At 45.3% G+C, this 25,919-nt stretch carries 19 protein-coding genes; 12 read left to right on the forward strand and 7 right to left on the reverse strand.

All coding sequences use genetic code 11. The features are described 5' to 3' along the window. From FHQ30_RS10100 to FHQ30_RS10130, 7 genes are all read right to left on the reverse strand, one after another. The coding region (locus FHQ30_RS10100) for an O-antigen ligase family protein (RefSeq protein ID WP_139625170.1) at nucleotides 1-1,077 on the reverse strand (1,077 nt) is incomplete at its 3' end. A gap of 55 nt (nucleotides 1,078-1,132) precedes the next feature. Next, entirely contained in the window at nucleotides 1,133-3,556 is a 2,424-nt protein-coding gene (gene gyrB, locus FHQ30_RS10105) for a DNA topoisomerase (ATP-hydrolyzing) subunit B (protein ID WP_442805684.1), read from the reverse strand. A gap of 677 nt (nucleotides 3,557-4,233) precedes the next feature. Beyond that, nucleotides 4,234-5,313, reverse strand: coding sequence for a DNA replication/repair protein RecF (gene recF, locus FHQ30_RS10110; RefSeq protein WP_139611585.1), 1,080 nt, complete (start codon nucleotides 5,311-5,313; stop codon nucleotides 4,234-4,236). Between the two features lie 11 nt (nucleotides 5,314-5,324). After that, nucleotides 5,325-6,425 carry a DNA polymerase III subunit beta gene (dnaN, locus tag FHQ30_RS10115; protein ID WP_139611586.1) on the reverse strand — a complete coding sequence of 367 codons (1,101 nt, stop codon included), beginning with the start codon at nucleotides 6,423-6,425 and terminating at the stop codon, nucleotides 5,325-5,327. Nucleotides 6,426-6,459: 34 nt separating this feature from the next. After that, nucleotides 6,460-7,803, reverse strand: coding sequence for a chromosomal replication initiator protein DnaA (gene dnaA / locus FHQ30_RS10120; protein WP_139611587.1), 1,344 nt, complete (start codon nucleotides 7,801-7,803; stop codon nucleotides 6,460-6,462). Between the two features lie 143 nt (nucleotides 7,804-7,946). After that, the gene (gene pbpC, locus FHQ30_RS10125; RefSeq protein ID WP_139611588.1) at nucleotides 7,947-10,151 is read right to left on the reverse strand and encodes a penicillin-binding protein 1C; all 2,205 of its coding nucleotides are present in this window, start codon (nucleotides 10,149-10,151) and stop codon (nucleotides 7,947-7,949) included. 106 nt (nucleotides 10,152-10,257) lie between these two features. After that, complete coding sequence (locus FHQ30_RS10130; protein WP_139611589.1) at nucleotides 10,258-15,438, reverse strand: alpha-2-macroglobulin family protein; 5,181 nt, start codon at nucleotides 15,436-15,438, stop codon at nucleotides 10,258-10,260. 243 nt (nucleotides 15,439-15,681) lie between these two features. On the opposite strand from FHQ30_RS10130, the gene rpmH reads away from it, so the two are divergent. The 12 genes from rpmH (at nucleotide 15,682) to FHQ30_RS10190 (ending at nucleotide 25,757) form a co-directional block, all read left to right on the forward strand. Then, on the forward strand, nucleotides 15,682-15,816 hold the full coding sequence (rpmH, locus tag FHQ30_RS10135) for a 50S ribosomal protein L34 (protein ID WP_084255372.1): 135 nt from the start codon (nucleotides 15,682-15,684) through the stop codon (nucleotides 15,814-15,816). Between the two features lie 29 nt (nucleotides 15,817-15,845). Further along, nucleotides 15,846-16,205 (forward strand): ribonuclease P protein component, encoded by a 360-nt coding sequence (gene rnpA / locus FHQ30_RS10140; protein WP_139611590.1) that lies wholly within the window; start codon nucleotides 15,846-15,848, stop codon nucleotides 16,203-16,205. Further along, nucleotides 16,169-16,438: a membrane protein insertion efficiency factor YidD gene (yidD, locus tag FHQ30_RS10145; RefSeq protein WP_139608148.1), complete on the forward strand. Its 270-nt coding sequence runs from the start codon at nucleotides 16,169-16,171 to the stop codon at nucleotides 16,436-16,438. Before rnpA ends, yidD begins: the two co-directional genes overlap by 37 nt. Nucleotides 16,439-16,455: 17 nt before the next feature. Beyond that, nucleotides 16,456-18,081, forward strand: coding sequence for a membrane protein insertase YidC (gene yidC, locus FHQ30_RS10150; RefSeq protein WP_139611591.1), 1,626 nt, complete (start codon nucleotides 16,456-16,458; stop codon nucleotides 18,079-18,081). A 45-nt stretch (nucleotides 18,082-18,126) separates the two neighbouring features. Continuing rightward, nucleotides 18,127-19,137 (forward strand): GntR family transcriptional regulator YhfZ, encoded by a 1,011-nt coding sequence (yhfZ, locus tag FHQ30_RS10155; RefSeq protein ID WP_139611592.1) that lies wholly within the window; start codon nucleotides 18,127-18,129, stop codon nucleotides 19,135-19,137. A gap of 9 nt (nucleotides 19,138-19,146) precedes the next feature. Continuing rightward, a complete protein-coding gene (locus FHQ30_RS10160; RefSeq protein WP_139611593.1) occupies nucleotides 19,147-19,539 on the forward strand; it encodes a PRD domain-containing protein in 393 nt (130 codons plus the stop codon). A 25-nt stretch (nucleotides 19,540-19,564) separates the two neighbouring features. After that, nucleotides 19,565-20,716: an alanine racemase gene (locus FHQ30_RS10165; RefSeq protein ID WP_139611594.1), complete on the forward strand. Its 1,152-nt coding sequence runs from the start codon at nucleotides 19,565-19,567 to the stop codon at nucleotides 20,714-20,716. An 11-nt stretch (nucleotides 20,717-20,727) separates the two neighbouring features. Further along, nucleotides 20,728-21,945, forward strand: coding sequence for a phosphopentomutase (locus FHQ30_RS10170; RefSeq protein ID WP_139611595.1), 1,218 nt, complete (start codon nucleotides 20,728-20,730; stop codon nucleotides 21,943-21,945). Nucleotides 21,946-21,954: 9 nt separating this feature from the next. After that, entirely contained in the window at nucleotides 21,955-22,332 is a 378-nt protein-coding gene (locus FHQ30_RS10175) for a DUF2620 domain-containing protein (RefSeq protein WP_139611596.1), read from the forward strand. Between the two features lie 94 nt (nucleotides 22,333-22,426). After that, nucleotides 22,427-23,767 carry a YhfT family protein gene (locus tag FHQ30_RS10180; protein ID WP_267963836.1) on the forward strand — a complete coding sequence of 447 codons (1,341 nt, stop codon included), beginning with the start codon at nucleotides 22,427-22,429 and terminating at the stop codon, nucleotides 23,765-23,767. A 9-nt stretch (nucleotides 23,768-23,776) separates the two neighbouring features. After that, nucleotides 23,777-24,640: a phosphotriesterase family protein gene (locus FHQ30_RS10185; RefSeq protein ID WP_139611597.1), complete on the forward strand. Its 864-nt coding sequence runs from the start codon at nucleotides 23,777-23,779 to the stop codon at nucleotides 24,638-24,640. A 25-nt stretch (nucleotides 24,641-24,665) separates the two neighbouring features. Continuing rightward, on the forward strand, nucleotides 24,666-25,757 hold the full coding sequence (locus tag FHQ30_RS10190) for an aminotransferase class I/II-fold pyridoxal phosphate-dependent enzyme (protein ID WP_139611598.1): 1,092 nt from the start codon (nucleotides 24,666-24,668) through the stop codon (nucleotides 25,755-25,757). Nucleotides 25,758-25,919 lie beyond the last annotated feature (162 nt).

The following is a 25,919-nucleotide window of genomic DNA, read 5'->3' on the forward strand; positions in this document are numbered from 1 at the left end:
AGAAGACATTGTTTGTCTAAATGAATTTATAAAGTGTATCAAAGGAATAAATAGAATTGCTAGCAAGACGAGTAAACCCAGTAAACCTCTAAAAAACATTTGTTCTAGAAATTGGTTATGTGCATGTGTTAAATGTGGAGATAGGGTATATGGGATAATAATATTTTGTTCTACCTGTTGTTTTTTGGCTTCAAACATTCCGGCCTTTCCCCAACCTAAGATAGGTTTTTCCAGAAAACCATACCAAGCACTCTTCCATAATTCAAAGCGCATTCCTATGGAGGTTGTTTTTTCAGTTTGTTCAGCGTAGTGCGTTATATCATATATAGCTTGATGATATCGTTTTGAAATACCTGTATCAGGTGATAATGCTAGTATGGTTATACCCGAAATTAAACATATTCCGATAATTGGAATAGCTTTTTTTAATGATTTCCAATAAACAATAAATAATAGAATAATAATAAATGGAAAGACTAACCATGATCCTCTCGAGCCAGTTAAAATACTTGCCAGAACCCCCATTATTGCAGCAAATCCAGTAACTATAGCATTTTTATAGTGTTTTTGGCTTAAATAATAAATTGAAATAGCACAACAAAGCATTGCCATCGTCATGACAATCCCACCTGTAATCACAACGTGCACCGCACTTTCTGATAGGGCTCGTTCAAGTCCTAGGACAAATTTATCATAAATGGCTTTACATCCAGCAAGAATAGTTGCGCTAGATAAGGATAATGCAATTATTTTTAAATTTAAATTAGTGTATGAAAATAAAATAATAATAGGAACGGTTAAAGCAGCAAAAGTTTCAGCCTTAAATGAGCTTGGGATAGGATCATTATGAATGATGGCAATAAATAGTGCAAGTAAGCTATAACTAATACATACCATGCTGTATATTTTTATTTTATTGGGTATATCAATCTGTTTATGGAATTTGGCTATAAAGAATATAGCTATTAATAACAAGATTAATGGTGGAATATAATAAGATTTTCTAATCAGTAGAATGGTTGTGAAAAATGAAAAAATCAACAAGTTTATAGTATGTTTTAATTGATTATTTAGCATATTAAACCTTAATGTAAGTGCTATTTTAATTTAAGAAAATAGCACTTATCATAATCTAAATATCCAAATTCGCCTGTAACGCATTACTTTCGATAAAGTCACGGCGGGGTTCGACTTCATCACCCATTAAGGTGGTGAACAGTTGATCTGCAGCGACGGCATCTTTAATGGTGACTTGCAGCATATGACGGGCGTTTGGATCCATGGTGGTTTCCCAAAGCTGTTCAGGGTTCATTTCTCCAAGCCCTTTATAGCGTTGAATCCCTAAGCCGCGTCGTGATTCTTTGACTAACCAGTCAACCGCTTGTTCAAACGAGCTGATTTCCTGCTGGCGCTCGCCACGCACCACATAGGCACCGGCTTCGATCAGGTTGCGTAACTGTTCGCCCAATTTGACGATGCGTTGATATTCCGAGCCTTCGGCAAAGTGGAAGTCAAGGTGATAGTTGCTGTCGATACCATGGGTACGTACGGTTAGCACCACTTCGTCCAGATGCCGCTCTTGGTTATAAACTGTGCGGATAGCGTAGTGGTTGCCGCCGATATCTTTGTTTTTCAGATTTGCCAGCAACTGCTGCGACCAGTTCTCCAACTCGGTTTTGTTTTTCATCAACTCAACACTTAATGTTGGGGCGTAGATCAACTCTTGTAAAAGTGCGGTCGGGTAATGGCGCACTAAACGGGCAATCATCTTATTGACGTTGTTATATTCGCCGATCAATTTTTCCAACGGCAAACCACTCATTGCCGGTGCAGTGCCGGAAACATGCAGTCCGGCGCCGTCCAACGCAATCGCAAGTTCATATTGGGTCATGGCTTCATCGTCTTTAATATATTGTTCTTGTTTGCCTTTTTTCACTTTATACAGCGGCGGCTGAGCAATATACACGTAGCCTTTTTCAATCAATTCCGGCATTTGGCGATAGAAGAAGGTCAGCAACAGAGTACGGATATGCGCACCGTCCACGTCGGCGTCGGTCATAATAATAATCTTATGATAACGCAGTTTTTCCGGATTATATTCGTCACGTCCGATACCACAACCCAGTGCAGTAATCAGCGTGGCAACCTCTTGCGAAGAGAGCATTTTGTCAAAACGGGCTTTTTCGACGTTCAGGATTTTTCCTTTTAACGGCAAAATCGCTTGGTTTTTACGGTTGCGTCCCTGTTTTGCCGAACCGCCGGCTGAGTCCCCTTCCACGATATACAGTTCGGACAGTGCCGGGTCACGTTCTTGGCAGTCGGCTAGCTTACCCGGTAAGCCGCCTAGATCCAATGCGCCTTTACGGCGGGTCATTTCCCGGGCTTTGCGGGCGGCTTCGCGTGCACGTGCGGCATCAATAATTTTGCCGACAATGATTTTGGCATCGTTTGGATTTTCTAATAGATATTCCTGCAAACGCTCGCCCATTGCTGACTCAACCGCACTTTTTACTTCGGAAGAGACCAGTTTATCTTTGGTTTGCGAGGAAAACTTCGGATCCGGCACTTTAACCGAGATAATCGCTACCAATCCTTCACGCGCATCGTCGCCGGAAGTGTTGATTTTGGATTTTTTATTGTACCCCTCATTTTCCATGTAGTTATTGAGGGTACGGGTCAGCGCACCACGGAAGCCCGCTAAATGGGTGCCGCCGTCACGTTGCGGAATATTATTGGTGAAGCAGTACAGATTTTCCTGAAAACCGTCGTTCCATTGCAGTGCCACTTCAACGCCGATATTGTCTTTCTCGGTGGAAAAATAGAACGGTTGCTGGTGAATCGGGGTTTTGTTTTTGTTCAAATGCTCAACGAAAGCGCGGATACCGCCTTCATATTTGAAGTGATCTTGCTTATCGCTGCGTTTATCGATCAATTTAATCGAGACACCGGAATTTAAAAACGACAGTTCACGCAACCGTTTCGCCAGAATTTCATACTGGAATTCGATATTGGTGAAAATCGTCGGGCTTGGCCAGAAGCGTACTGCCGTACCGGTTTGCTCCGTTTCACCAATCACGCTTAACGGCGCTTGTGGTACACCTAAATGGTAGGTTTGTTCGTGCACTTTGCCTTCACGGCGAATGGTCAATAATAGTTTGTCAGACAGCGCATTCACCACCGATACACCGACGCCGTGCAAGCCACCGGATACTTTGTAGGAGTTATCGTCAAATTTTCCGCCGGCATGCAACACGGTCATGATCACTTCAGCGGCAGAAACGCCTTCTTCTGGGTGAATGCCGACAGGAATACCACGTCCGTCGTCTTGTACTGAAACGGAGTTGTCGGTGTGTATGGTGATGATGATGTCTTGGCAGTAACCGGCAAGCGCTTCGTCAATTGAGTTGTCAACCACCTCAAATACCATATGATGTAAACCGCTGCCGTCGTCGGTGTCACCAATATACATTCCCGGACGTTTTCTGACCGCATCCAATCCTTTTAAGACTTTGATACTGGAAGAATCATAAGCATTTGCTACTGTGTTGTTAGGCATATCTGAAGACATATTTTCTCTCAGTTTTTATTCAAAAAATTTGAACAATTATAACAGATTTTGGCTGTATTTTGTGTTTTTTCTTTTATTCATTCGTTATCTCTCTTTCGCCTGAATGCTGACCGTACTTTGATTTTGTTTTTATTGGTCAGTTGAAATTTAGCTATCGGGTTTCGCCGATGGCGACTATACTTTTACTCGCAAGCTCATCCTAATGAACTGCTTTTCTTCGCTTAGTGTGAATTTGTTTAACGGAAAATTTTTAATGCACCCGCTATGCGGGCAAACTCGCTTCGCTCAAACAAAAAAATTTCCCTACAAATTTCACACATACTCAGGCAGTTCACAAGGGAACTCGAAAAATACGACGCAGAATACGAGATTTTAAAAATAGAAAGAAAAATGAAAGTGCGGTGCGGTTGCTTTTTAATTCCCCATCTGTAGTGCCTGAGCGTTTGCGTGAAGATTTCAAGGTCAATTTGTCGTGTTCGAAGCCTGCGTAGCAGGCAAGTTTACAAATTGAACGTAGAAATTAGCAAAGGCGAAGATCAGCACTACAACTGGGGCGTGTTTCTTTGCCTTCTTTCTTTGCACGAGCAAAGAAAGAAGGTCGGCATCGGCGAAACCCGATAGTTAAATTTAAGATGAACGAGAAAATATCAAAGCCCAAAGTGCGGTCAAGGCAAACGAGCTAGTTCCCCTTGCTGTAACTCAAACAATGATCCCTTTTCCACCGGCATCTGTTTCAGTTGATCTTGAGAGATGGCGGTGATGAAGACTTGCGAGGCACTGTGTTGTAGCCTTTCTGCCAGCAGGCGTTGTTTATGTTGATCCAACTCGGAGGCGAAGTCGTCAAGTAAGAACAGGCAGTGGCGCTGTTTGGTTTCGGTTAAGTGTTCGCCTTGTGCCAAACGCAGGGCGCACATCATCAGTTTTAACTGTCCGCGTGACAATACATCATCGACCGGCAAGCCGTTGGCTTTAAAACGAAAATCGGCTTTTTGCGGCCCGGAGACGGTGTAACCGATATTTTTATCCCGCTCAAAATTCTGCGCCAGCAGTTCGGCATAATCGAGATTTTTATCCCAACCTTGATGGAAGCTGACTTGAATCTCTAACTCTGGCAAGAACAGGCGACAACTCTTTTCAATATTGGGGCGCAACGCCTCTGCATACTGCCGACGCCAATCGCTGACTTGCTGTGCCAAGGGTGATAATTCGTCGTCCCAAATTTTCAGAGGCGCATATTGCGAACTTTGTTGCAACGCAGCGTTGCGCTGTTTCAACAGACGGCGCAGCCTTGCCCAACAGGCGTAAAATTCGGTTTGATGGTGAAACAAGCCCCAATCCAAAAATGCACGCCGAAACGCCGGGCCGCCGTTGAGCAAACTCAAGCCTTCGGGAGAGATAATCTGCATTGGCAACAACTGCGCCAAATCGGCGATTTTATTGCCGTCTTCGCCGTTGATTTTTACGGTGGTGTCGCCCTGACGGGTTTTCTGCAAACCTAACGCCCAGTCGTGTTGCTGCTCGTTCATGCGGGCGTGCAGGGTGAAGTGCGGTTGTTCGTAGTGGATAATCCGTTGACTGACCGCACTTTTAAACGAGCGCCCGTGTCCAAGGTAATAAACGGCTTCCAGTAGGCTGGTTTTGCCGCTGCCGTTGTTGCCGACAATAAAATTGAAGCCGGGATTCGGTTCAAAATCCACGGCTTGCAAATTGCGAAACCCATTAATAATCAGTCTGGAAAGTGCCACAGCAATAACCGTTATAACCGCATCGGCATAATGACGTACTCTGCGCTGGCTTCGTTGCAGTCTTCAATTAGGCAGCTGGAGTTGGAATCACTGAAACGAAACCGCACTTTTTCACATTTTAAAGCGTTAAGCACATCCAAAAGGTAACTGACATTAAAGCTGATCTCCATTTCGTCGTTATCATATTGAATATCGATCACTTCCTCGGCAACGTCTTTTTCTGCATTGCTGGAGGTGATGCCCATTTGGTTCAGGCTCAGTGCCAAGCGCACACCGTGAATCCGCTCGTTGGAGAGAATTGCGGCGCGTGAGAAGGCTTGTTTTAACGTTGCCCAATCGGCTTCAATGATATGATCGGCATTGCGCGGCAGCACGCGACGATAATCCGGGAAACGTCCATCGATCAGTTTCGAGGTGAATACGGTGTGTTCAAATTGTACCCGGATATTGCTGGTGCCGATTTGAATTCGCACTGGCTGGCTAGGTTCGTTTAATAAGCGGTTGAGTTCCAACACCCCTTTGCGTGGCATAATCACCGAATGATTCGGCAGCGACTGCTCTAGGGCAATGGTGCAAACGGCTAAGCGATGACCGTCGGTAGCGATGGTTCGTAACAAATTGCCTTCAGTTTCGAATTTCATACCGTTTAAAAAATAGCGGGCATCTTGATTTGCCATCGAAAACTGGGTGGCGTCAATCAAACGGCTCAAGGTTTCCTGCTCCACGGTGAAATCCACTTCGACGTGCCAATCGGTTAAAGTCGGGTACTCATTGGCTGGCAGGGTAGAGAGTGTGAAACGGCTGCGCCCGCTGCTGATAATCGCACGATCTTCTTCGAACAGTACGTTGATTTCGGCGTCATCATTAAAACTGCGGCAGATATCTAAAAACTTTTTACCGGGAATGGTATAAAAACCATCTTGATCCGCACTTTTAAGCTGCGATTGGGTGGAGAGCTCCACTTCCAAATCAGTGCCGGTCAAAATCAAGCGATTTTGATCGACTTGCAACAATAAATTGTGCAACACTGCCGTTGGTGGACGCGAGTTTAATACGCCACACACTTGTTGCAGGGGTTTAATCAGGTTTTCCCTTGTGATAGAGAATTGCATATTCAACCTCTTATTTTCTTTTTATGTAGATAAGTTATGCCGATAAGGTTCTAATTAAATTGGAAAAATCTTCTTGAATATTATTGTCTTTTTCGCGTAAATCCGCAATGGTGCGGCAGGCGTGCAGCACGGTGGTGTGATCGCGGTCGCCGAACGCTTTGCCGATTTCCGGCAAACTACGGTTGGTCAGCTCTTTTGCCAGCGCCATAGCCAGTTGGCGTGGTCGAGTCACTGAGCGCGAACGGCTTTTGGATTTCAGATCCGACACCTTAATTTTGTAGTATTCAGCAACGGTTTTCTGAATATTTTCAATGGTGACCAGCTTGTCTTGCAATGCCAGCATATCTTTCAGGGCTTCACGCACAAAATCGATGGTGATGTGTTTGCCGGTGAAATTGGCATAGGCACTGACCCGATTTAGAGCGCCTTCCAGTTCGCGTACGTTGGTACGCAGTTTTTGTCCGATAAAAAATGCCACTTCTTCCGGCAACGCCAGACTATTTTCTTCGGCTTTTTTCATTAAAATGGCGACACGAGTTTCTAGATCCGGCGGCTCAATAGCAATACTCAAGCCCCAACCGAAGCGGGATTTCAACCGGTCTTCAATTTTGTCGATCTCTTTCGGGTAGCGATCCGAGGTCAAGATTATCTGATGATTGCTTTCAAACAGGGCGTTAAACGTATGGAAAAACTCCTCCTGTGAGCCCTCTTTACCGGCGAAAAATTGGATGTCATCGATCAGCAGCGCATCCAAAGAGCGGTAGAATTTTTTAAAATTTTCAATATTGTCGTTGCGTAGCGCTTTCACCATATCTTGCACAAAGCGCTCGGAGTGCATATAAACCACTTTGGCATCAGGATTTAACGCCACAATGCCGTTACCGATGGCATGCAGCAAGTGGGTTTTACCCAAACCGGTACCGCCGTATAGATAGAGCGGATTGGATGTCGGGCCGCCGGGATTATCCGCCACTTTTTGTGCTACAGCACGTGCCATCTGGTTAGATTTCCCTTCCACGAAGTTGTCAAAGGTGTGCTTCGGATTCAAATTGCTGCGAAACGGTTTATTTTCCGCCTTTTTGTTACCGTTTAGTATGCTGGTTTGCGGTTTAGCTTGAGGCTTATTTTCCGGTTTGATGCCGTCGATAATTTTGACCCCAAAGCGTTCATTCTTAGATAAGAAAGAAGCCGTTTCTCTAATTTGTGGCAGATATTTATCTTCAACCCATTTTTTGACGTAGCGGTTTGGGGCATAGAGGATCAAGCCGTCATCGGTGATTTCCGCCTGCAATGGTCTTAACCAAGTGCTGAAGTCCATGGTGGACACTTTATCTTGTAAGTGCGAAAGACAATCTTGCCAAAGAGAAGACACGTTGATACTCCATGTTATTTATTGTTTTAATTTATTTTAACGGTAGGTGGTTAAAAACCGAAGTAAGGTGTAATGATACAATAAAGTGCGCTTAAGATCCCGAATCGATGTCTAAAAAACGAAAAAAAATAACTTGATTTTTGCGCTAGCTAATCAGCACTGGCTGAAGTCGCAGGCTCAGTGGCAGTCGCTGGGATTATTTTGGCGCGATTAGGAGTAGATTGCGGAGCCGCAACAAAACGGATCCGAAAATCGCTCTGCACGCTGTCGCCATTGCTGTCTACCACTACCAAACGGTAACTGCCATTGCCGTTAATCGGTAGTAAATAGCGGGTTTGAAAACCCTGTTCAATCAGATTATCGTTTAAAAACCATAAATACGGTGGTTTGCCGCCGCTGATTTGTAAACTTAAATCTCGCGCCTGCGGGAATTCCAACTGACTATTATGTAGCGGTGTATTGATTGACAACGGCAAATGGGCGGCGCTGACCGCACTTTGGGTGCTGCGTCCGCTTGCGCGTTGCGGATTGGCAATCGATTGTTCGTTGACACGTTGCAAATGAGTTGGCAAGCTACCGCTGCGAATTGTCAGCGGATAGCTCGGCGGTGTGTAACTGCGTGGAGGGTTAGGCAGCAGATTTAAAACATTACGCAACAGCGGGATTAGGTCTTCGGCGCTGGCACGCTGCTCGGCAAATTTTCCGTCCGCACGACCGCTCCACAATACCAAACTGTATTGTTTGGTGTAGGCGAACAACCACTGATCGCGCCAGCCGTAAGCCGTACCGGTTTTAAATGCGACCGGCTCTTTGCCCCAAAATATCCGCCCGTTTTGATCTTGGCTCTGTTGTAAAATTTCGCTGACTTGCCAACAGCTTTGCGCCGTCGCCAAACGTGGTGAACGGTTCGATGCGGTTTTCTCCTCCACACTATTTTGATACGCACAATTCGCCAAAGTGCGGTACAGCTGTAGCAATTGGCTGCCTTTAATCCCAACGCCGCCCAAGGCAACGGCCAAATTCGGTTGCGCATTTGGCGGATAATAGAGTGTCAAACCTTGCTGCTGCAAGTGATGGTTAAATCGAAACGGATTAATCATGCGCAGCAGCCGAACCGCCGGCACATTGCGTGACCGTACCAAGGCGGTCGCCAGACTGATTTCGCCCTGATAGTGTCCGTCATAATTTGTCGGCTGATAACTATCGGCAGTAATCGGGGTATCTTGAATCAGCGTGGCAGGCTGATAATTCAGCCAGTCGAAGGCAAACAGCGTAATAAACGGTTTCAGCGCAGAGCCGGGCGAACGCACCGCCTGCAGCATATCCACTTGTCCGGAGCGGGCTTGTGAAAAGAAATCTGCGGAGCCGACGTAAGCAAGATATTCTCCGCTGTGGTTATCCATAATCGCCGCTGCCAGATTGCTGTTTGGATGGCGATTATATAGGCTGCGTTGCAGTAATTTTTCCAGTTCAACTTGCAGCGGTTTATGCAGCGAAGTTTTGATCACCGCTTGTTCATCAGCTTGCTTGCGGTGCTGATGACGTTTTTGATCGCTAAAGTGCGGTGCAATCAGCGGAAAGGCAGTTGCTTGAATCTCTACTGCCTGCGAAACCGCACTTTGGTATTGTGCCGGGCTGATCAACTTAGCCTCTAGCGCCCGTTGCAACACGCGATCCCGTGCCTGTTTTGCCCGTTGTGGATAGCGCAGTGGATGGTAGTAATACGGTGATTGCGGCAATGAAACCAACCATGCAGCTTCCGCTAGCGACAGCTTGTCAGCCGGTTTGTTGAAATAGTAGTAAGCGGCGCTGCTGACCCCTTCCAGATTGCCGCCCATCGGCGCCAGCTGCATATACATTTGTAAAATTTGTGCTTTGCTGAAATGGTGTTCCAGTTGCCAAGCCCGAAACAGTTCTGTGAACTTGCCTGACCAACCACGGGAATGCGGCATCAGCAGCCGTGCAGTTTGCATACTCAAGGTCGAAGCGCCGGATACGATGCGCCCTCGGGTCAAATTCTGCCCGACAGCCCGCATAACGGCACGATAATCAATACCGCTGTGTTGATAAAAACGGCGGTCTTCGTAGTTGATCAACAGCATCAAATAGTCGTTTGGTAGCTGGTTTTGTTGCAGCGGCAAGCGCCATGTTTGATCCGGTGAGAGATACCAACGCAGCCATTCCCCATTACGATCGGTAATGAGCAGTGAATGTTGCTGATAACGCTGCAAATCCAGTGGAAAGCAGCGATCGAGCAGCCGTGGCGTGGCAAAAATCAGCAAAAACAGCAAAAGTGCGGTGATCATCAGTGTGCGTCGATAGCGAAACATGGCGTTTTTGTTGCTGCTTAGCATGGGGTTGGTGTCTTCTGGGTTGAGTTTGTTTAGCTGAATATGCGATTGAATCGCCACGCCTTGCGAGGTTTTAAGGCGTGGCGGTTTAGGGGCTGTCGATGTTTATCTACTCTTTTATGCGAATTTCAGCCGATGGTAACACCGCACGGTATTGCGGCTGATACATATTCTCCAATGTGGTTGCCGGTGCTGTCCAGCTACCGCTCTTGGCTGCACGCACTACGATACGGTGTGTGGCTGAAGTTTGATTCTGAGCGAAATTGAAAGCAACCAAATGGCGATCATCTCGATTTTCGCTGAACTCGGCCTGCAAGCTGGAGTCATCCTGTTCAAATATCGGCAGCGACATATTTTCCTGAATGCTGAAACCAGCCGGCAATGAATAAACCAACATCATATCTGCATTGGTTTGTGGTGCGGTTTCTGTTTTGCTCAATTCAAACTCGATGACCACCAGTTCGTTTAAGCTCAAAGCCGCCGGATCCAACGCTCTACCTTGTAGATCACGGAAAGTTATTTCAATCTGATAACCGTTTTCAATTTGCTCGGCGACTGTCGGGGTGATCCATTGATTCAGGCTGATAAATGCCGGGTTTGTGCCCAGATTTCGCACTTGCACCGCTTCATTATTTAAGCTGAGAGTTTCCAAACCGTTTACTTGCAGTTTGTTGCCGTTCACTTCCAATTCCAGTTCGGCACTGCTTTGCGGTAATAAGGTGGCTAATCTTGCCAGCCAGTGTGCGGATTGCGTGCTGAAATAGTCGGTCGATTTCAACTCATTCAACAGTGCGCCCCAAACCACATTGATTGCGCTATCAATATTTTCGACCAGTTTTGCTTCGGTGATTTTTAGCTTCTCGACTTGATTTTTTAATTCGTACAACAATACCATTTCACTGGCATAATCGCGTAGTTGAGCGCCGTAATTGGCATAACCAAAGCTGATCGCCTGCGGTGCTTTGGCGATCAACGCCATCTGTTCAGCCACCTTGCCGACTTCGCCTTGCAGTAGCAGTGCGTTTAAAATAAACAAACGGGCAGGGTAGATTTCACTCTGTTTTGCGACCACCGGTAAGGCTTTTAACAGTGCGCCTTGAGCGGGTTCACCGGCTTTAGCCAGCACATATAAGGCATAGGCATAGCCACTGGTGTCAGCGATGGTTGGCTGTAAGCGGGCATAATCCGCATTATTGACGGCTTGGTATAAATAAGCCAAAGTGCGGTTCAACGTACTATGTTGCTGGAACAGGGGATTTTGCAGTTTGTTGTCGAGCAAGAACTCGCCGACAAAAGCCGACAGCCAGACATCAGACTGATCGCCACCCCACAAGGAGAAGCCACCATCGTATGCCTGCTGATTTGCCAGACGCAAAATCGCATTATTTAGGTTGTTTTGCCGTTGTGCTTGATCCGGATAATTCGCACTTGGCAGTTGATAGCCCGGAATCAGTTGGTTTAACAACAGATTGTTCCATGAGGCGCTGGCGGTTTGCTCGACGCAGCCGTAGGGATAGGTGTTCAGATAGCTGATGACGTCTTGTGGATCGAACGGGGCACGGTTAGATAACACGAGGTTATTCGTGACCGTGCTACCTTGCGCCAAGGCCGGAGATTGCCATGTGCTGCCAGCGGCTAATTGGTTTAAGCTGATTTGGTTGAACGGCAGCGCCGGCTTGCGAATGTCGGCAAAACGTTGCCACTGCTTTTCAATATCACCACTGATTTGTAACTTGAATTCGGCTTTACCAGGCTGTTCAACCTTAAAAGTGCGGTCAAGGGTGATCGCTTGTTGTGGCTGTAACTTAATGACTTGAGTTTGCTTGTTGTCCTCGAATTTGACCAGCGCATTGGCGCTCATCTCGACATTCAGTTGCATGATTTTGTCTGTCGTATTATGCAACCGCACTTTCATCTCGGTTTGATCTCCGGCAGATAAAAACAGCGGTGTATTCAGCTGCGTCACCAACGGCTCTTTGACAAGCATTGTTTTTTCAGCAGTACCGATTTGTTGCGGATTCCATGCCACCGCCATAATCCGCACTTTGCCGTTAAATTGTGGTAGCTCCAGCTCGACTTGTGCCTTACCTTGATCGTCAAGCAAAATCGGATTTGACCAATAGCTCAACAGATCAATATCCAAATCCGGCAGGGCGACAGTACTGAGTTCAAGCGAATCATCGCTGCCGGCGCCACTGCGGATTGCCGCTTGTCGCGCTTTGAGCTGTTTGATCAGACTGCCCCAAACATCGAACATCTCCAGATTAATCTGTTTTTTGCCCCAAAACGCTTCCTGCGGATTGTTGAAACTGGCTTTGGCAAGTTGATACAGCCCTTCATCGACCACCGCCACTTGCAGCCAAGTGTTTTTACTCGGTTTGTCCAACTGTAGTGGCAGGCTTATTTTTTGATTAGGTAAAGTCTCTGCCGGACTGTCAATTTGTAAGTTTAAATTGACCTGTTGCAGATCGCTGCCTAACCAGTGTAAACCGACGGCTCGTAGGTTTTGTTTGTCGTTTGGTGCTTGGTTCCAACCGTTGGCCAACAACCATAAACCTTGCGCCCATTCGTCCTGCCATTTGAAATCCAGTTCGGCTTCGCCATTGTTAAAATTCACTTGGTAGTTATCGACAATTTCCCGTGTCGCCAATTTAACACTGGCCGGGCCGTCAAACGGCGCTCGCAACCGCACTTTTACCCGTTCACCGTCTTGGTAGCGCTCTTTGTCGCTGCTGATAGAAATGGTGTCCGGTGCATTATTGATATTCGGCTGTGACCAATTGCCGTATTCAATCGGCACCGAAGCCGCAGTCAGTGGGCTGGCGCCTTGTACTTCCAGCACCCAACTGCCGTCGTTGATTGGCAACGAAATCGAACTCGGTTGCTTGGCTTCGGCGTTGATACTGCCTTGGGCGGTTAAGTAGCGGCTTTCATTGACTTTGTAATCCCAACCGGAATCGTTACGATACCAATACCAGCTGTAGTTGACTTGGTACAGTTTCCAATCCAGTTTGCCGCTTAACACTTGTCCTTGTTCGTCAATCAGTGCCGCTTGTGCGGTTTTGTCTTGCACGGTCAATGCCAGATAAGGCTCGTTACGTTGAATATTCATTGTCAGGGTGTCGATCACCTCTTGTCCGCTCGGTTCGGTGACCGCACTTTGCAATTTCAGTTGCAATGGTTTGCTGCTGTGCGGCAGCTTGGTCAGTGGTAACGCAAATTGGCTGATGCCTTGTTTATCGGTTGCAGGCAACGTATTTTGCTGCGAGCTGGCTTTGCTTTGTTCATCAAATAGGCCGATTTGCCAATTTTTCCAGGCTTGCCATTGCGGATTGCTCTCATCACTGCTTTGAATCAGCCAGTTGACATGGCTTGATAGCTCACTTGCCGGCGATCCGTACAGCCAATCGGCTTTAATGTCGAAAAGTGCGGTTTCGCCACTGCGTAATACCGGGGTTTGGCTGCTGGTTTTCACACTGATTTGCTGTGGCAAAATCGCAGCCAGATTAATGTTGTGTTCGGTGAGATAGCCTTTGCCGTCATTTGCCAGAGACAATTGCAGCTTCCAGTTGCCTAACCGGGCAATTGACGGAAAATAGTGGCTGAAATAGTAAGCGCCATTGTTGTGTGGTTTCAGTTCATTCACGGAGAAGATTTTACCGTCAGGGCGAATCAGGGTTGCCCAAATTGAAGTGCCGGAGAATGGCTTTCCGTCAGGGGTTTTGAATAACAACATCGCATTGGCGGTATCATTCGGACGGTAAACACCACGATCAAACCAAACCCAACTTTGCATGAGCGGACTTTCCAACTCGCCGGACAGCCCTTTGTCGGACAGATCAATGCTGTCGCTCATCAAATCCAAATAGCCCATGCGGTTTTGCTCAAGGCTGATAATATGGCTTGGGGTTGCGCCGCGTTCACCGCTAATATGTGCTTGTTCGAAAAAGGCGATTCCGTTGCGGTCGGTTTTGACCGTTGCCAGAATATCGTTATCTTTGGCATATAAGCTGACAGCTTGTCCCGCAACGGGTTTTTTGCTTTCCAGATCGCGCACTTCGACCCATAATCCTTGTGAGGTTTTATAGGCGGTAAAGCCGTTGTTGCTTAAGGTAAAGGTAATCAAATCGGCATTTTCATCACTGTTATTGTCTGCACTGGCTTTTAACACATACATGCCGGGCTTCATCTCTTTGACTAAATCATCAAAAAAGATATTGCTGGTATTGGTCTGATTTTGTTGCTTGTTTTCAGGTTCAAAATACCCTTCGAACAACAAGCGGGCGTTATCGTTCAAGGTTGAGTCGATCTGCCACCAAGCGGTGTTGGCGGCGATTAAGTCGCGCACCGGATACTGGGTCAGATTATTGGCGGGAATTTGCCACAGCTGCAAATGGATTTTATCCACATTAGCAGACTCCAAGTTGAGATTACGCTCGGTATAGGCATTCAACACTTTGCCTTTATTGGCAAACCGCAGCATCGGGGTACGGTTGCTGGTAGTAACGTTCAGATGTATCAGCCGATCTTGCTCGGTTGGATTGGTTAGCCCCAAGCGATATTCACTTTGTAATTTGGGATCAATTTGCAGGGCGTACTCGGTTTGCCATTCGCCTTGAAAACAGATATCTTCGCCTTGATACTGCCATTGAATGTTGTTGTTCGGACGGACATGAAGAAATTGTTTCCAGTTTTGTAGCGGTTCGGGGTTCACGATTTGGGAAAAGTTCAAGCAAACCAGCGGGATGTCTAAGTTGTTTTGCACATTAGCCTTGTTCAGCTTAAAGCCGTATGAATCGACGAAATGCTGCCAGTATTGTTGCACATCGGCGACATTGGCATGCTGTGAAACATAACGTTGAAAAGCGGGAAAAGTAAACTCGATGTTACGTTGATCATAGTCGGTGATCATGCTGTACAGCTTATATTGATTCTCGGCAGACGGAAAATATTGGTTATATAGGTACAGGTACGGCACTAAACGATCGCCATAAAAATTTTTATCGGCAATGTTATACAGGGTTGAAACCAGTTGATTTTTATTTTTCAGATTCTGAAAATTTAGCTTTTGAGCTGAGTTGTTGGTCTCTGTCGCCGCGCGCAATTGTTGAAGCTGTTCCTGAGAGAATTCAGAATACAATAAAGATTTTGGATTCTCATCCAAAAACAGGTCGAGCTGTGTTATCGTCTGTTCAGCGGCTTGATCTAAGGTTGCTTGATTCCAGACGGCAGCCCAACAGGAAGCAGGCAAGCAGGAGAGTGTCAACAGGGTTGCGGCAAGCTTTTTCATAAAACAATCCTCAGCTAGAGATAGTGTTCGTGATTATCAGTTATTTCCCCCCGATAAACAAGCCTAAATAAATTGCCCCTTTTTGTGAATCTGAAATTGACTTGTCCGCCATTTGCGATTAAAATTCTGTTCCTTATTTTTGGGTAGCCATAAAATCTTTCTTGTGGAGGCGCTTTTTAGAAGCAAAGGATACCTGAAGTACCCTTGAGACATTTTTGTTAAATAATAAGTAGAGATTTAGTTATGAAACGTACATTTCAACCATCAGTATTAAAGCGTAGCCGTACTCACGGTTTCCGCGCCCGTATGGCGACCAAAAACGGCCGTCAAGTTTTAGCACGTCGCCGTGCCAAAGGTCGTAAGCGCCTGTCAGCTTAATTGACGCTGCCTAACTGACCGCACTTAGTGTGATTACGCACAAGTTTCCTCGGGAGTCACGCTTGCTGGCTCCCGAACAATTCAAATTTGTTTTCCAGCAACCTGTCCGCGCAAGTCGCCCTGAAATCACCATTCTCGCCCGAGCCAATCAACTGGATAGCCCTCGTCTAGGCTTGACTGTGGCGAAAAAATATTTAAAACGCGCTCACGAACGTAACCGAATTAAACGTTTATGCCGAGAATATTTCCGTTTGAATCAACATCAGCTTCCAGCAATGGATTTTGTGATTGTCGCAAGAAAGGGGATTGGCGAACTGGATAACCGCACTTTGAGCGAGATTTTGGATAAATTATGGCAACGTCACCGTCGTTTGGCGCAAAAGCCTTAATTTTTTTAATTAAAGGCTATCGTTTAATCATCAGTCCGATGCTCGGACCACGCTGTCGTTTCAATCCGACTTGCTCACAATATGGACTAGAAGCCATTCAAACGCACGGCGCGTTAAAAGGTGGTTGGCTTACGCTGAAACGTGTATTAAAATGTCACCCTTTGAGTGCAGGTGGCGATGATCCTGTTCCGCCGAAAGGCTCTGGGCAAAACCACCATAACCACGAACACTAACCATACAGAGAAAAACAATGAATTCAAAACGCAGTTTATTAGTTATCGCTTTACTGTTTATTTCTTTTTTGGTGTATCAGCAATGGCAGATTGATTATGTGTTGCCAAAGCCGGCCGCTACACAAGAAACAACAGTAGTCAATAACGGCAGCGATACCCCAACATCATCCAGCGCAGCAGTCACCAATGTCGATAATCAAACCACAGGACGAGTGATTAGCGTTGAAAGTGATGTGCTGAGCCTGAAAATCGACACCTTAGGTGGCGATATTGTGGATTCAAATTTATTGAAATATGATGCGACATTGAATTCAACCACGCCATTTTCGTTGATGCAAAACGACAACAACTTAGTTTATGTGGCACAAAGCGGTTTGATCGGCAAAAATGGTATTGATACGCCAGCTGCCCGCGCCCAATATCAAATCAGCGGCGATAGTTTTAAACTGGAAGACGGACAAGATCAAATCAAAATCCCGTTGACGCTGGAAAAAGACGGCGTGCAAGTGATTAAAACGTTCACTTTAAGCCGGGGTAGTTATGCGGTAGAGGTGGATTATCAAATCACCAACCACAGCGGACAAGCGATCGAATTGCAGCCGTATGCACAAATCAAACATACTTTGGTTGATCACTCTACCAATTTGGCGATGCCGACTTATACCGGCGGAGCGTATTCTTCTTCTGAGACTAACTATAAAAAATACAGCTTCGAAGATATGCAAAAAGCCAATTTGTCAATTAATACTAAACCGGGCTGGGTGGCATTGCTGCAACACTATTTTGTGACTGCTTGGATTCCGGATCAGAATGCTGAAAACCATTTATACAGCAGCACCAATCAACAGTTTGCGTTCATTGGTTTCCGTGCGCCGACCAGCGTGATTGCCGACGGCAGCAGCCAAACCATCAACAGCAAATTGTGGACCGGTCCGAAACTACAAAACCAAATGGAAACCGTGGCACCGCACTTGGACTTAACTGTGGATTATGGTTGGGCGTGGTTTATTGCCAAACCATTGTTTAAATTACTGCAATTCATTCAAAGCATTGTCTCTAACTGGGGCTTGGCGATTATCGGTGTTACCATTGTGGTGAAAGCGATTTTATATCCGCTGACCAAAGCGCAATACACTTCAATGGCAAAAATGCGGATGCTGCAACCGAGAATGCAGGAGCTACGTGAGCGTTTTGGCGAAGACAAACAGCGCATGAGCCAAGAGATGATGAAAATGTATAAAGAGGAAAAAGTGAACCCGCTTGGCGGCTGTTTACCGATTCTGTTACAAATGCCGATTTTCATTGCGTTATACTGGACCTTTATGGAAGCAGTCGAACTGCGCCACGCACCATTCTTTGGCTGGATACAAGACTTATCGGCACAAGATCCGTACTACATTTTACCATTGCTGATGGGTGGCTCGATGTTCTTGTTGCAAAAAATGTCGCCGACGCCGGTTGCTGACCCGACCCAACAAAAAATTATGACCTTCATGCCGGTGGTGTTCACCATCTTCTTCCTGTGGTTCCCGGCAGGCTTGGTGTTGTACTGGTTGGTTTCCAACGTGATCACGATTATCCAACAGCAGTTAATCTATCGTGGTTTGGAGAAAAAAGGGTTGCATTCGCGCGGTAAGAAATAAGAAAAGTCATGCGAAGCAACATTAATCAATAAAAAAGGCGTTCCGATGGGGACGCCTTTTTGTTTTTTAGTTCATTTTGTGAACCGGGTCATCTTTTTTTGTGTTATTGCTCGCTATAATCTTCAAAAAAATGAATATTGTTGTGAAATGATTGATACTGACTTTATCAAAAAAGATTATATAGCCTTGATCCAGCTAGCACAGTACTTTTTAAGTCTTGAGCAAGGGCAACGCATCGCAACAATTAGTGGCTTATCCGCTCAATTTGGTGTTTCTGTCGGGGTGATCCAAAAAGCATTAAAAACACTAGAAAGTAACCGGTTTATCAATTTAGAACGAAAAGGCTGCCAAGGTTCTTATTTGAAACAGATCTATCCACATCAGCTGGTAACATTATTAAATATTTCCAGCCTAGTTTGTGTGATGCCGTTACCCTATACAAAATTATATGAAGGGTTGGCCAGTGGACTTAAGTCGCAATTTGAAAATATTCCGCTCTATTTTGCCCATATGCGCGGTGCAGAAGCCAGATTAGCCTGTCTTTATAATGGCATTTATGATCTGGCGGTAAGTTCTCATTTAGCTTGTGAACACTGGCTAGAGCAGGATAAATTAGAGATTGTGATGCAGTTGGGAGCCGGTTCTTATGTGCAGGAACATGGGCTGATTTGTCGTGATCAACCTAATGAAAAATTAAAAAAAATTGGGGTTGATATTCGTTCGCCCGATCAGTTGAAACTCACGGAATGGTATTTTGCTGAACAAGCAGTAGAGATTGTTCCTATTATGTATAACAACAGTTTCTCGCTATTAAAAAATCATACTATTGATGGCGTTATTTGGAATATTGGCGATAGAAATGATTTTAAACAACATCATTTAACTTTTAAGCCACTTAAACATAATGCGCTGTTTCAGCGTGCGACAGAAGCGGTGATTTTAATTAAAAAAGGCAATGAGAAAATTAAGCAATTATTTCATTTGTATGCAGATCGCGAAATGATTTTGCAACATCAACAATTAGTATTCAATGAAAAAATAGAGCCGTCATACTAAGGATGAGTTATGCAACGATTTGAGATTTTGTATCAGGCAAAGATGATTGATAAACCTGTTTTACATCTTATATCACAGCTTCGCCAGCAGCTATTGCAATCGGGAATAGATTGTAAGATGTCGCAAGTTGAAATGTTATTAACTCACCTTGCCATGGCATTAATGCGAATCCGTCAAAATAATATTGAAACCGTCGGCTTAGATGCCCAGAGCATGCAAGAGATTCAATCCAGTGAGGTATATCCGCAGTTACTTGCTTATCATCATAATATGTTAGCCTTGATTCAAGCTGAATTTCCTGACTTGGTTATTCCTGAATCTGAAAATAGCTATCTGATTGCGAATTGGTATAGCCTTAGCCTAATACGAGCCGATTGTTTTAAGCCGATTGTTTTAAGTTAAATCTTCAAAAAAATAAGGATTGAAGATGTTTATATCAGCATTAAAAAAACAAAATCCCCGTTTGATTGCCAGTGCGCTCAAATTATGGAAAAGCGGAACGATCTTGCCAGATAGTTATATTATTGATGTGGGGCAAGTCTTGAGCAATGGTAAAAAGTTGCTTAACTGTGCTAAACAATATGATATTTCGCTTTATTTGATGGCAAAGCAATTTGGGCGCAATCCTTATTTATCGCAACGTTTGCTGGAATTGGGATTTGCGGGGATGGTCGCCGTTGATTATAAAGAGGCTCGTCATTATTACTCGCATCAATTGCTTGTTGCTCATCTCGGGCATTTGGTGCAAACACCGACAGCGATGCTTAAACAAGTCTTAGAACAGCAACCTGAAGTGATCACGGTTTATTCATTTGAAAAAGTGCAGCAGATAGCAAAAGTCGCCGCCCAGTTAGGAAAAACACAGCCACTGTTGATTAAAGTGTGTGCGGATGGCGATGTTTTTTATCCCGGACAAGAAAGTGGCATTTATTTATCCGATTTAGCCGATTTTGTCGAGCAAGTTAAGCCACTGACGTCTGTTAAAATAGTCGGCGTAACGCATTTTCCCTGTTTATTACTGGATGAAAGACAACGGACATTGGCGGCAACCCATAATTTTCACAGCTTAATTAAAGCTAAACAGATTTTAGAAAAGCGAGCCATTAGAGTCAGCCAAATCAATGCACCGTCATCTACTTGTATTAATGGGCTTCCGCTATTGGCTGAAATGGGGGCAACGCATGCAGAGCCTGGGCATGCGTTGACCGGCACTATGCCGCTGAATGTCACGGGCGATCAGCCGGAAGCGATTGCAATGTTGTATCTGAGTGAAATTTCGCATCAATTTGGTGGTCATTCCTATTGTTTTGGCGGCGGCTATTATCGTCGCGGCAATGCCCAAACCGCACTGGTCGGTGAGGATTTACATGAAACCGCACTTTTGCCTTTTGCTGATGACAATATTGATTATACCTTGCCGTTACAAGGGCATTTTTCCGTTGGCGAACCTGTGATTATGTGTTTTCGCAGCCAAATTTTTGTGACGCGCAGTGATGTTGTCTTAATCGATCACCATAGCCATGGTGAGCCTTATGTGATTGCTGTTTACGACAGTTTAGGCAATCTGATTAGCGGGTAATTGGGGGCAAAATGGATAAAAAATTTATTGTGCTGGTGATTGACAGCTTTGGCGTGGGGGAGATGCCTGATGTGGCGGAGGTTCGTCCGCAAGATATTGGCGCCAATACGTGCGAACATATCTTACAACAAAGTCCCCAATTACATTTACCCATGTTGGAAAAACTGGGCTTGATGAATGTATTGGGTAAATGTTATCCGCCGATGACCTTTTCTCCGCATGCGGTTTATGGAACGGCGTTATTGCAACATCAAGGTGGCGATACCTTTATGGGACATCAGGAAATTATGGGGAGCAAGCCGAAACAGCCTTTAATCGTCCCATTTATGCAAATGATTGACCCAATAGAGAGCCATTTAATAAAGCAGGGCTATCAGGTTGAACGGATTGTTCGTGAAGGTTTGCCCCTGCTGTGGGTGAACCGGCACATTGCGGTTGGTGACAATTTAGAGGCGGATTTGGGGCAAGTCTATAATATTACCGGCAATATTAGTGCGGTAGGTTTTGATGCCATCCTCAATGTCGGAAAAGCGGTGCGAGAGATTGCCAATGTCGGACGGGTCATTGCTTTTGGTGGCTTAGTGCGAGAGAGCAGTCGCATTCTTGCGGCAATCGAGACCAAGCAAGGAAAATATATTGGCGTAAACGCACCAAAATCCGGTGCATATGAACATGGCTTCCAAGTCGCCCATCTGGGCTATGGCGTTGAGGCAAAAACGCAAGCGCCTTACTTATTGCAGCAGCAAGGCATTCCGACGGTATTAATCGGTAAAGTCGCTGATATTGTTGAGAACAGTGACGGGGTTAATTATAGACAATTGGTCGATTCGGATGAAATCCTCGCACTAACCCTAAAACATGTGCAACAGAGCGGCAGTTGTTTTATCTGCAGTAATATTCAAGAAACGGATCTGGCCGGACACGCACAAAATGTGGCGCGCTATGCGGATCGTTTGCAAGTGGTTGATCGTTGGCTTGAGAAAATAATGGCGGCGATGAAGCCACAGGATTATCTTGTGGTATTGGCCGATCATGGCAACGATCCAACAATCGGGCATAGCCGACATACACGGGAAAAAGTGCCGTTATTGGTTTATCGGCAGCAACAGCAAGGATATTACTTGGGTGAAAGAGCAACATTATCTGATGTCGGTGCGTCGGTATGTGATTTTTTTGCAGCGCAAACAACAGAAAACGGAACTTCTTTTCTTCGTGATAGTGCTAAATAAGGAGACTAAATGAAAATCGTAGTAGGCGGACAAATTGAAAAAACAGCATTGGCAGCAGCACTAACCAATGAATTTATAAAACAAGGGCAAGTTGTTGAAATAGCCGTGTTGAATGATATTGAAGCGGCAATGGCGATTCAGTCGGGCAATGCCGATTACTATTTTGGCGCTTGCAATACCGGTGGCGGCGGTGCGTTAGCCATGGCGATTGCTATTTTGGGTGCAAGTCGCTGTGCCACATTGGGGATGCCGGGTAAAATTTTATCAGAGAATGAAATTGCGCAAGCGGTGAATTCCGGCAAAGTCGCCTTTGGTTTTACCGCTCAGGATATTGAAATTATTGTACCGCTGGTGGTGCGTTTGTTAGTGGCAAAAAACGGATCATGATAATCAACGAAAGAGCCCCATATTGACATTCAGGTTTGTGGTAATGTCCTGAGAATCAATTCAGTCTTTCAGACCAGAGTTGAAGGAGTAACCTATGGAATTTTTAGCTAAATTAATGGAAATCCCATTGCAGCATTTGACGTTGATGGCGGTTATCGGCGCCATTTCCGCCATGATGGCAAACCGCAGTATTGCCGTTTTTCATGACGGATTGCGCCCGTTAGTGCCGGAATATGTGGAAGGGCGAATGAGCAGAAAAGCCCTTGCTGCAACCAGTTTTGCACTGAGTTTCGGATTAGTGATTGGATTTGGCATTCCCTTTTCGCTCACCGCCCCGATTATTCTCGTGCATAGTTTGTTGTTAGGAACGGATGTTATCGGCACATGGACACCGGACAATCGCAAAGGATTTATCCTTTCTGGGGTGTTAGGCGCAATTTATGCCCTGGGTTTAATGGTGGGGTTAAAATCAGTTGTGGAATTGTTTGCGATGATGCCGGTGAATTTTATTAGTTCACTGAGTAAAGTGGGGGATCCGATTGTTGCCTGTTTTGCTATTTTCCCGGCATTGGTGGTGTCTTATCAATATGGTTATAAAAAAGGGATTTGGGTTTTAATTGCCACCATTATTGGCTATGCCTTAACCAAATCCTTTGGTGAAATTCAGTTTAGCGATGAAGCCTTGAAACCGGTGAAAATCGATCCGAATGGGGTAGCACTGTTATTTTCAATGATTGCGATGTTTTATTTTGCCATGCGTGAAAAAGCAAAGCCTTTAGCCGACGGAGAAAAAGGCAGTAATGCAATATTACTGGGCTTGTTCTCTGAGCGTGTAAAACGTATTCAAAAAAATTGGTTGCTCCTCTCATTAAGTGGTGGTTTGACCGCAGTGGCGGCAACCATGTCCTTCAGCTTGTTAGCCGAAGGTCCGGTCTCGCTACAATTAATGGCACAAGATCAGCAAACCAGCGCAACCTTAGTCTCATTGGCAAGGGCGATAGGGTTTATTCCGTTGGTCGGCACAACGGCAATTGCAACCGGTGTCTATTCGCCGGATGGTATGAAATTTGTCTTTGTGGCTGGGTTGGCGTTGGACAACCCGATTTTAGCCTTCATTGCCGGTGTAGTGATTATGTTGGCAGAAGTGCGGTTTTTGGCGCAACTGGCATTGTGGCTGGATAAATATCCCGGCGTAAAAGCCTGTGGTGATCATATTCGTACCGCCATTACCAAAATGCTGGAAGTTTCTTTGTTGGTTGGCGGCATGATCGCCTCCAATGCGATTTTACCGGGCATGGGCTTTATGATTGTTGCCGGAATTTATTTGCTCAACCGCACTTCAAAACGCCCATTGGTTGAGATGGCCATTGGACCGATAGCAACCATTATTGTCGGTATTGCCGCCAATATCTTGAGTCTAGTGGGATTATCCTAGGAGGATAGGATGGGCTATACCCTGATGCATGAACATATCTATTTGGATTTATCAAAAGTCAAAAATAGTGATGACTGCCTGTTGAATAGTTTTGAGTTAATGGTTGAGGAGTTTAAACAGCTAAAAACATTGGGAGTTGAACGCATTGTTGATGTTACCAATATCGGCATGGGGCGTAATATTCCCTATGTAGAGCAGGTTCAACTGCAAAGCGGTATTGAGATTGTCTCTGCAACCGGTTGTTATAAAGCCCCTTTTTTGCCGGATTGGTTTTACCAACAAACGATTGAGCAAATAGCACAACGTTTTATTGATGAAATTGAGCGGGGGATTGAAAATAACGGGCGCAAAGCGCACATTATCGGTGAAGTGGGCAGCGGATTTGAGGGAATTAATCCAGATGAACACCGTTTATTGCAAGCGGCGGCAATTGCTGCAATAGAGACCGGAAAGTTTGTCACCACTCACACCTCATTAGGCCGTTTTGGCGAAGAGCAATTAGATTTGTTTGTACAAATGGGGCTGAATTCAGACCGAGTTATCATTGGGCATACTGATTTAGCCGGTGATCGGGATTATCTGTTCCGTCTGTTAGATCGGGGGGCTTATGTGGAATTTGATACGATTGGCAAACTGAATTATCAACCTGACGAGCTTCGAGCGGATTTATTCAGCCAAGCCATCAAGTGCGGTTATCAATCGCAATTGCTGCTTTCGCTGGATATCACGCGCAAATCGCATTTGAGGGCAAATGGCGGCATTGGTTATGCTTATTTATTTGAACAGTTTATCCCGTTATTATTTGAGCGAGGCGTGACGGAAGCGGATATTGAAATTATTTTACAGCACAATCCAAACCGTATTTTGCAGTAGAACGGCAATAAATTGAGGACAATCGATGAAAACTTTTCCGCTTCAAAGCCTGACGCTATCACAAGCCATGCAAAAGCAGTTTGAGTTAGTCGCGGCGATTACACGCCATTTTACCGATGGTGAATTTTTGCTTGGCGCCGATCTCGGCTTAAAGTGCGGTTTTAACCAACCGAAAACCACCTTTTTGGTCGAAAATGCCATCGCTGATTTTTTTCAAGCTGAAGCTGCTGTTTTAGTGCAAGGCGCTGGCAGCGGTGCGATTCGCGAAGGATTGGCAGCATTATTGAAAGCCAATCAACGGATTTTGATCCACACCGCACCGATTTACCCCACGACGAAAACCACCTTTGAACTGATGGGTTTAGAGGTTGTTCAAGCTGATTTTAATCAAGTAGCGCAATTCCAAAGGGCATTGGCGCATTTTCAACCACAGGCGATATTGATTCAACATACAAGGCAGCAACCACAAGACAGTTTCGATTTGGCGCAGATCCTTACATGTTGTCAGGAAAAAAATATTCCGACTTTGGTCGATGATAATTATGCAGTGATGAAAGTGATGAATATTGGCTGCGAAGCCGGAGCAACCCTGTCAGCCTTCTCCAGCTTTAAGTTATTTGGGCCGGAAGGGGTTGGGATTGTCGTGGGGGATGCGACCGCCATCAGCAAAATTCGTCAATCGCACTATTCCGGCGGTTGCCAAATTCAGGGGCATTTGGCGATGGAAGTATTGCGTGGATTAGTGCTTGCTCCGGTAATGCAAGCGGTTCAGGCACAGGTCAATGATGAATTAGTTGAACGGCTTAATAACGGGGCTGTTCCACAAGTCAAATCAGCATTTTTAGCCAATGCGCAATCAAAAGTATTGATTGTTGAATTTTTTGATGACATTGCCGAGCAGGTATTACAAACCGCCCCTCGGTTTGGTGCATTGCCTTATCCGGTGGGAGCCGAATCAAAATATGAAGTTCCTCCCTTGTTTTATCGTGTTTCCGGCACTTTTCGTCAATCCGATCCGGGATTAGAAAAGCGAACCATCCGAATTAACCCGAATCGTGCAGGGGCTGAAACCGTATTGACCATTTTAAAACAGAGTTTATCTGCATTATCATCATAAAATAGGCTTCAATTAAATTGAAAATCTGCTATCTTTATCGCTAAATTTAGGTTAAAACCGCACTTTACGTTGAAAGTGCGGTTTCAGATTATTGACAAAGATCTTTGATGAGGCAAGGTAAGGGCGGATTAACTATCCGCCCGTTTGCGAAGTGCGGCATAA

It is taken from the genome of Testudinibacter sp. 'clade 2' (genome assembly GCF_006227735.1).
In the GTDB taxonomy this organism is placed as follows: Bacteria; Pseudomonadota; Gammaproteobacteria; order Enterobacterales; family Pasteurellaceae; genus Chelonobacter.

Excerpts from the sequence above, each read along its gene's own strand:
- FHQ30_RS10165 (WP_139611594.1), top strand. The coding sequence starts at position 19,565 with ATGTTTATATCAGCATTAAAAAAACAAAATCCCCGTTTGATTGCCAGT.
- dnaN (WP_139611586.1), bottom strand. The coding sequence starts at position 6,425 with ATGCAATTCTCTATCACAAGGGAAAACCTGATTAAACCCCTGCAACAA.
- FHQ30_RS10175 (WP_139611596.1), top strand. The coding sequence starts at position 21,955 with ATGAAAATCGTAGTAGGCGGACAAATTGAAAAAACAGCATTGGCAGCA.
- rpmH (WP_084255372.1), top strand. The coding sequence starts at position 15,682 with ATGAAACGTACATTTCAACCATCAGTATTAAAGCGTAGCCGTACTCAC.
- yidD (WP_139608148.1), top strand. The coding sequence starts at position 16,169 with ATGGCAACGTCACCGTCGTTTGGCGCAAAAGCCTTAATTTTTTTAATT.
- FHQ30_RS10180 (WP_267963836.1), top strand. The coding sequence starts at position 22,427 with ATGGAATTTTTAGCTAAATTAATGGAAATCCCATTGCAGCATTTGACG.
- FHQ30_RS10185 (WP_139611597.1), top strand. The coding sequence starts at position 23,777 with ATGGGCTATACCCTGATGCATGAACATATCTATTTGGATTTATCAAAA.
- pbpC (WP_139611588.1), bottom strand. The coding sequence starts at position 10,151 with ATGCTAAGCAGCAACAAAAACGCCATGTTTCGCTATCGACGCACACTG.
- FHQ30_RS10190 (WP_139611598.1), top strand. The coding sequence starts at position 24,666 with ATGAAAACTTTTCCGCTTCAAAGCCTGACGCTATCACAAGCCATGCAA.
- FHQ30_RS10170 (WP_139611595.1), top strand. The coding sequence starts at position 20,728 with ATGGATAAAAAATTTATTGTGCTGGTGATTGACAGCTTTGGCGTGGGG.
- yidC (WP_139611591.1), top strand. The coding sequence starts at position 16,456 with ATGAATTCAAAACGCAGTTTATTAGTTATCGCTTTACTGTTTATTTCT.
- yhfZ (WP_139611592.1), top strand. The coding sequence starts at position 18,127 with ATGGGGACGCCTTTTTGTTTTTTAGTTCATTTTGTGAACCGGGTCATC.
- FHQ30_RS10160 (WP_139611593.1), top strand. The coding sequence starts at position 19,147 with ATGCAACGATTTGAGATTTTGTATCAGGCAAAGATGATTGATAAACCT.
- FHQ30_RS10130 (WP_139611589.1), bottom strand. The coding sequence starts at position 15,438 with ATGAAAAAGCTTGCCGCAACCCTGTTGACACTCTCCTGCTTGCCTGCT.
- gyrB (WP_442805684.1), bottom strand. The coding sequence starts at position 3,556 with ATGCCTAACAACACAGTAGCAAATGCTTATGATTCTTCCAGTATCAAA.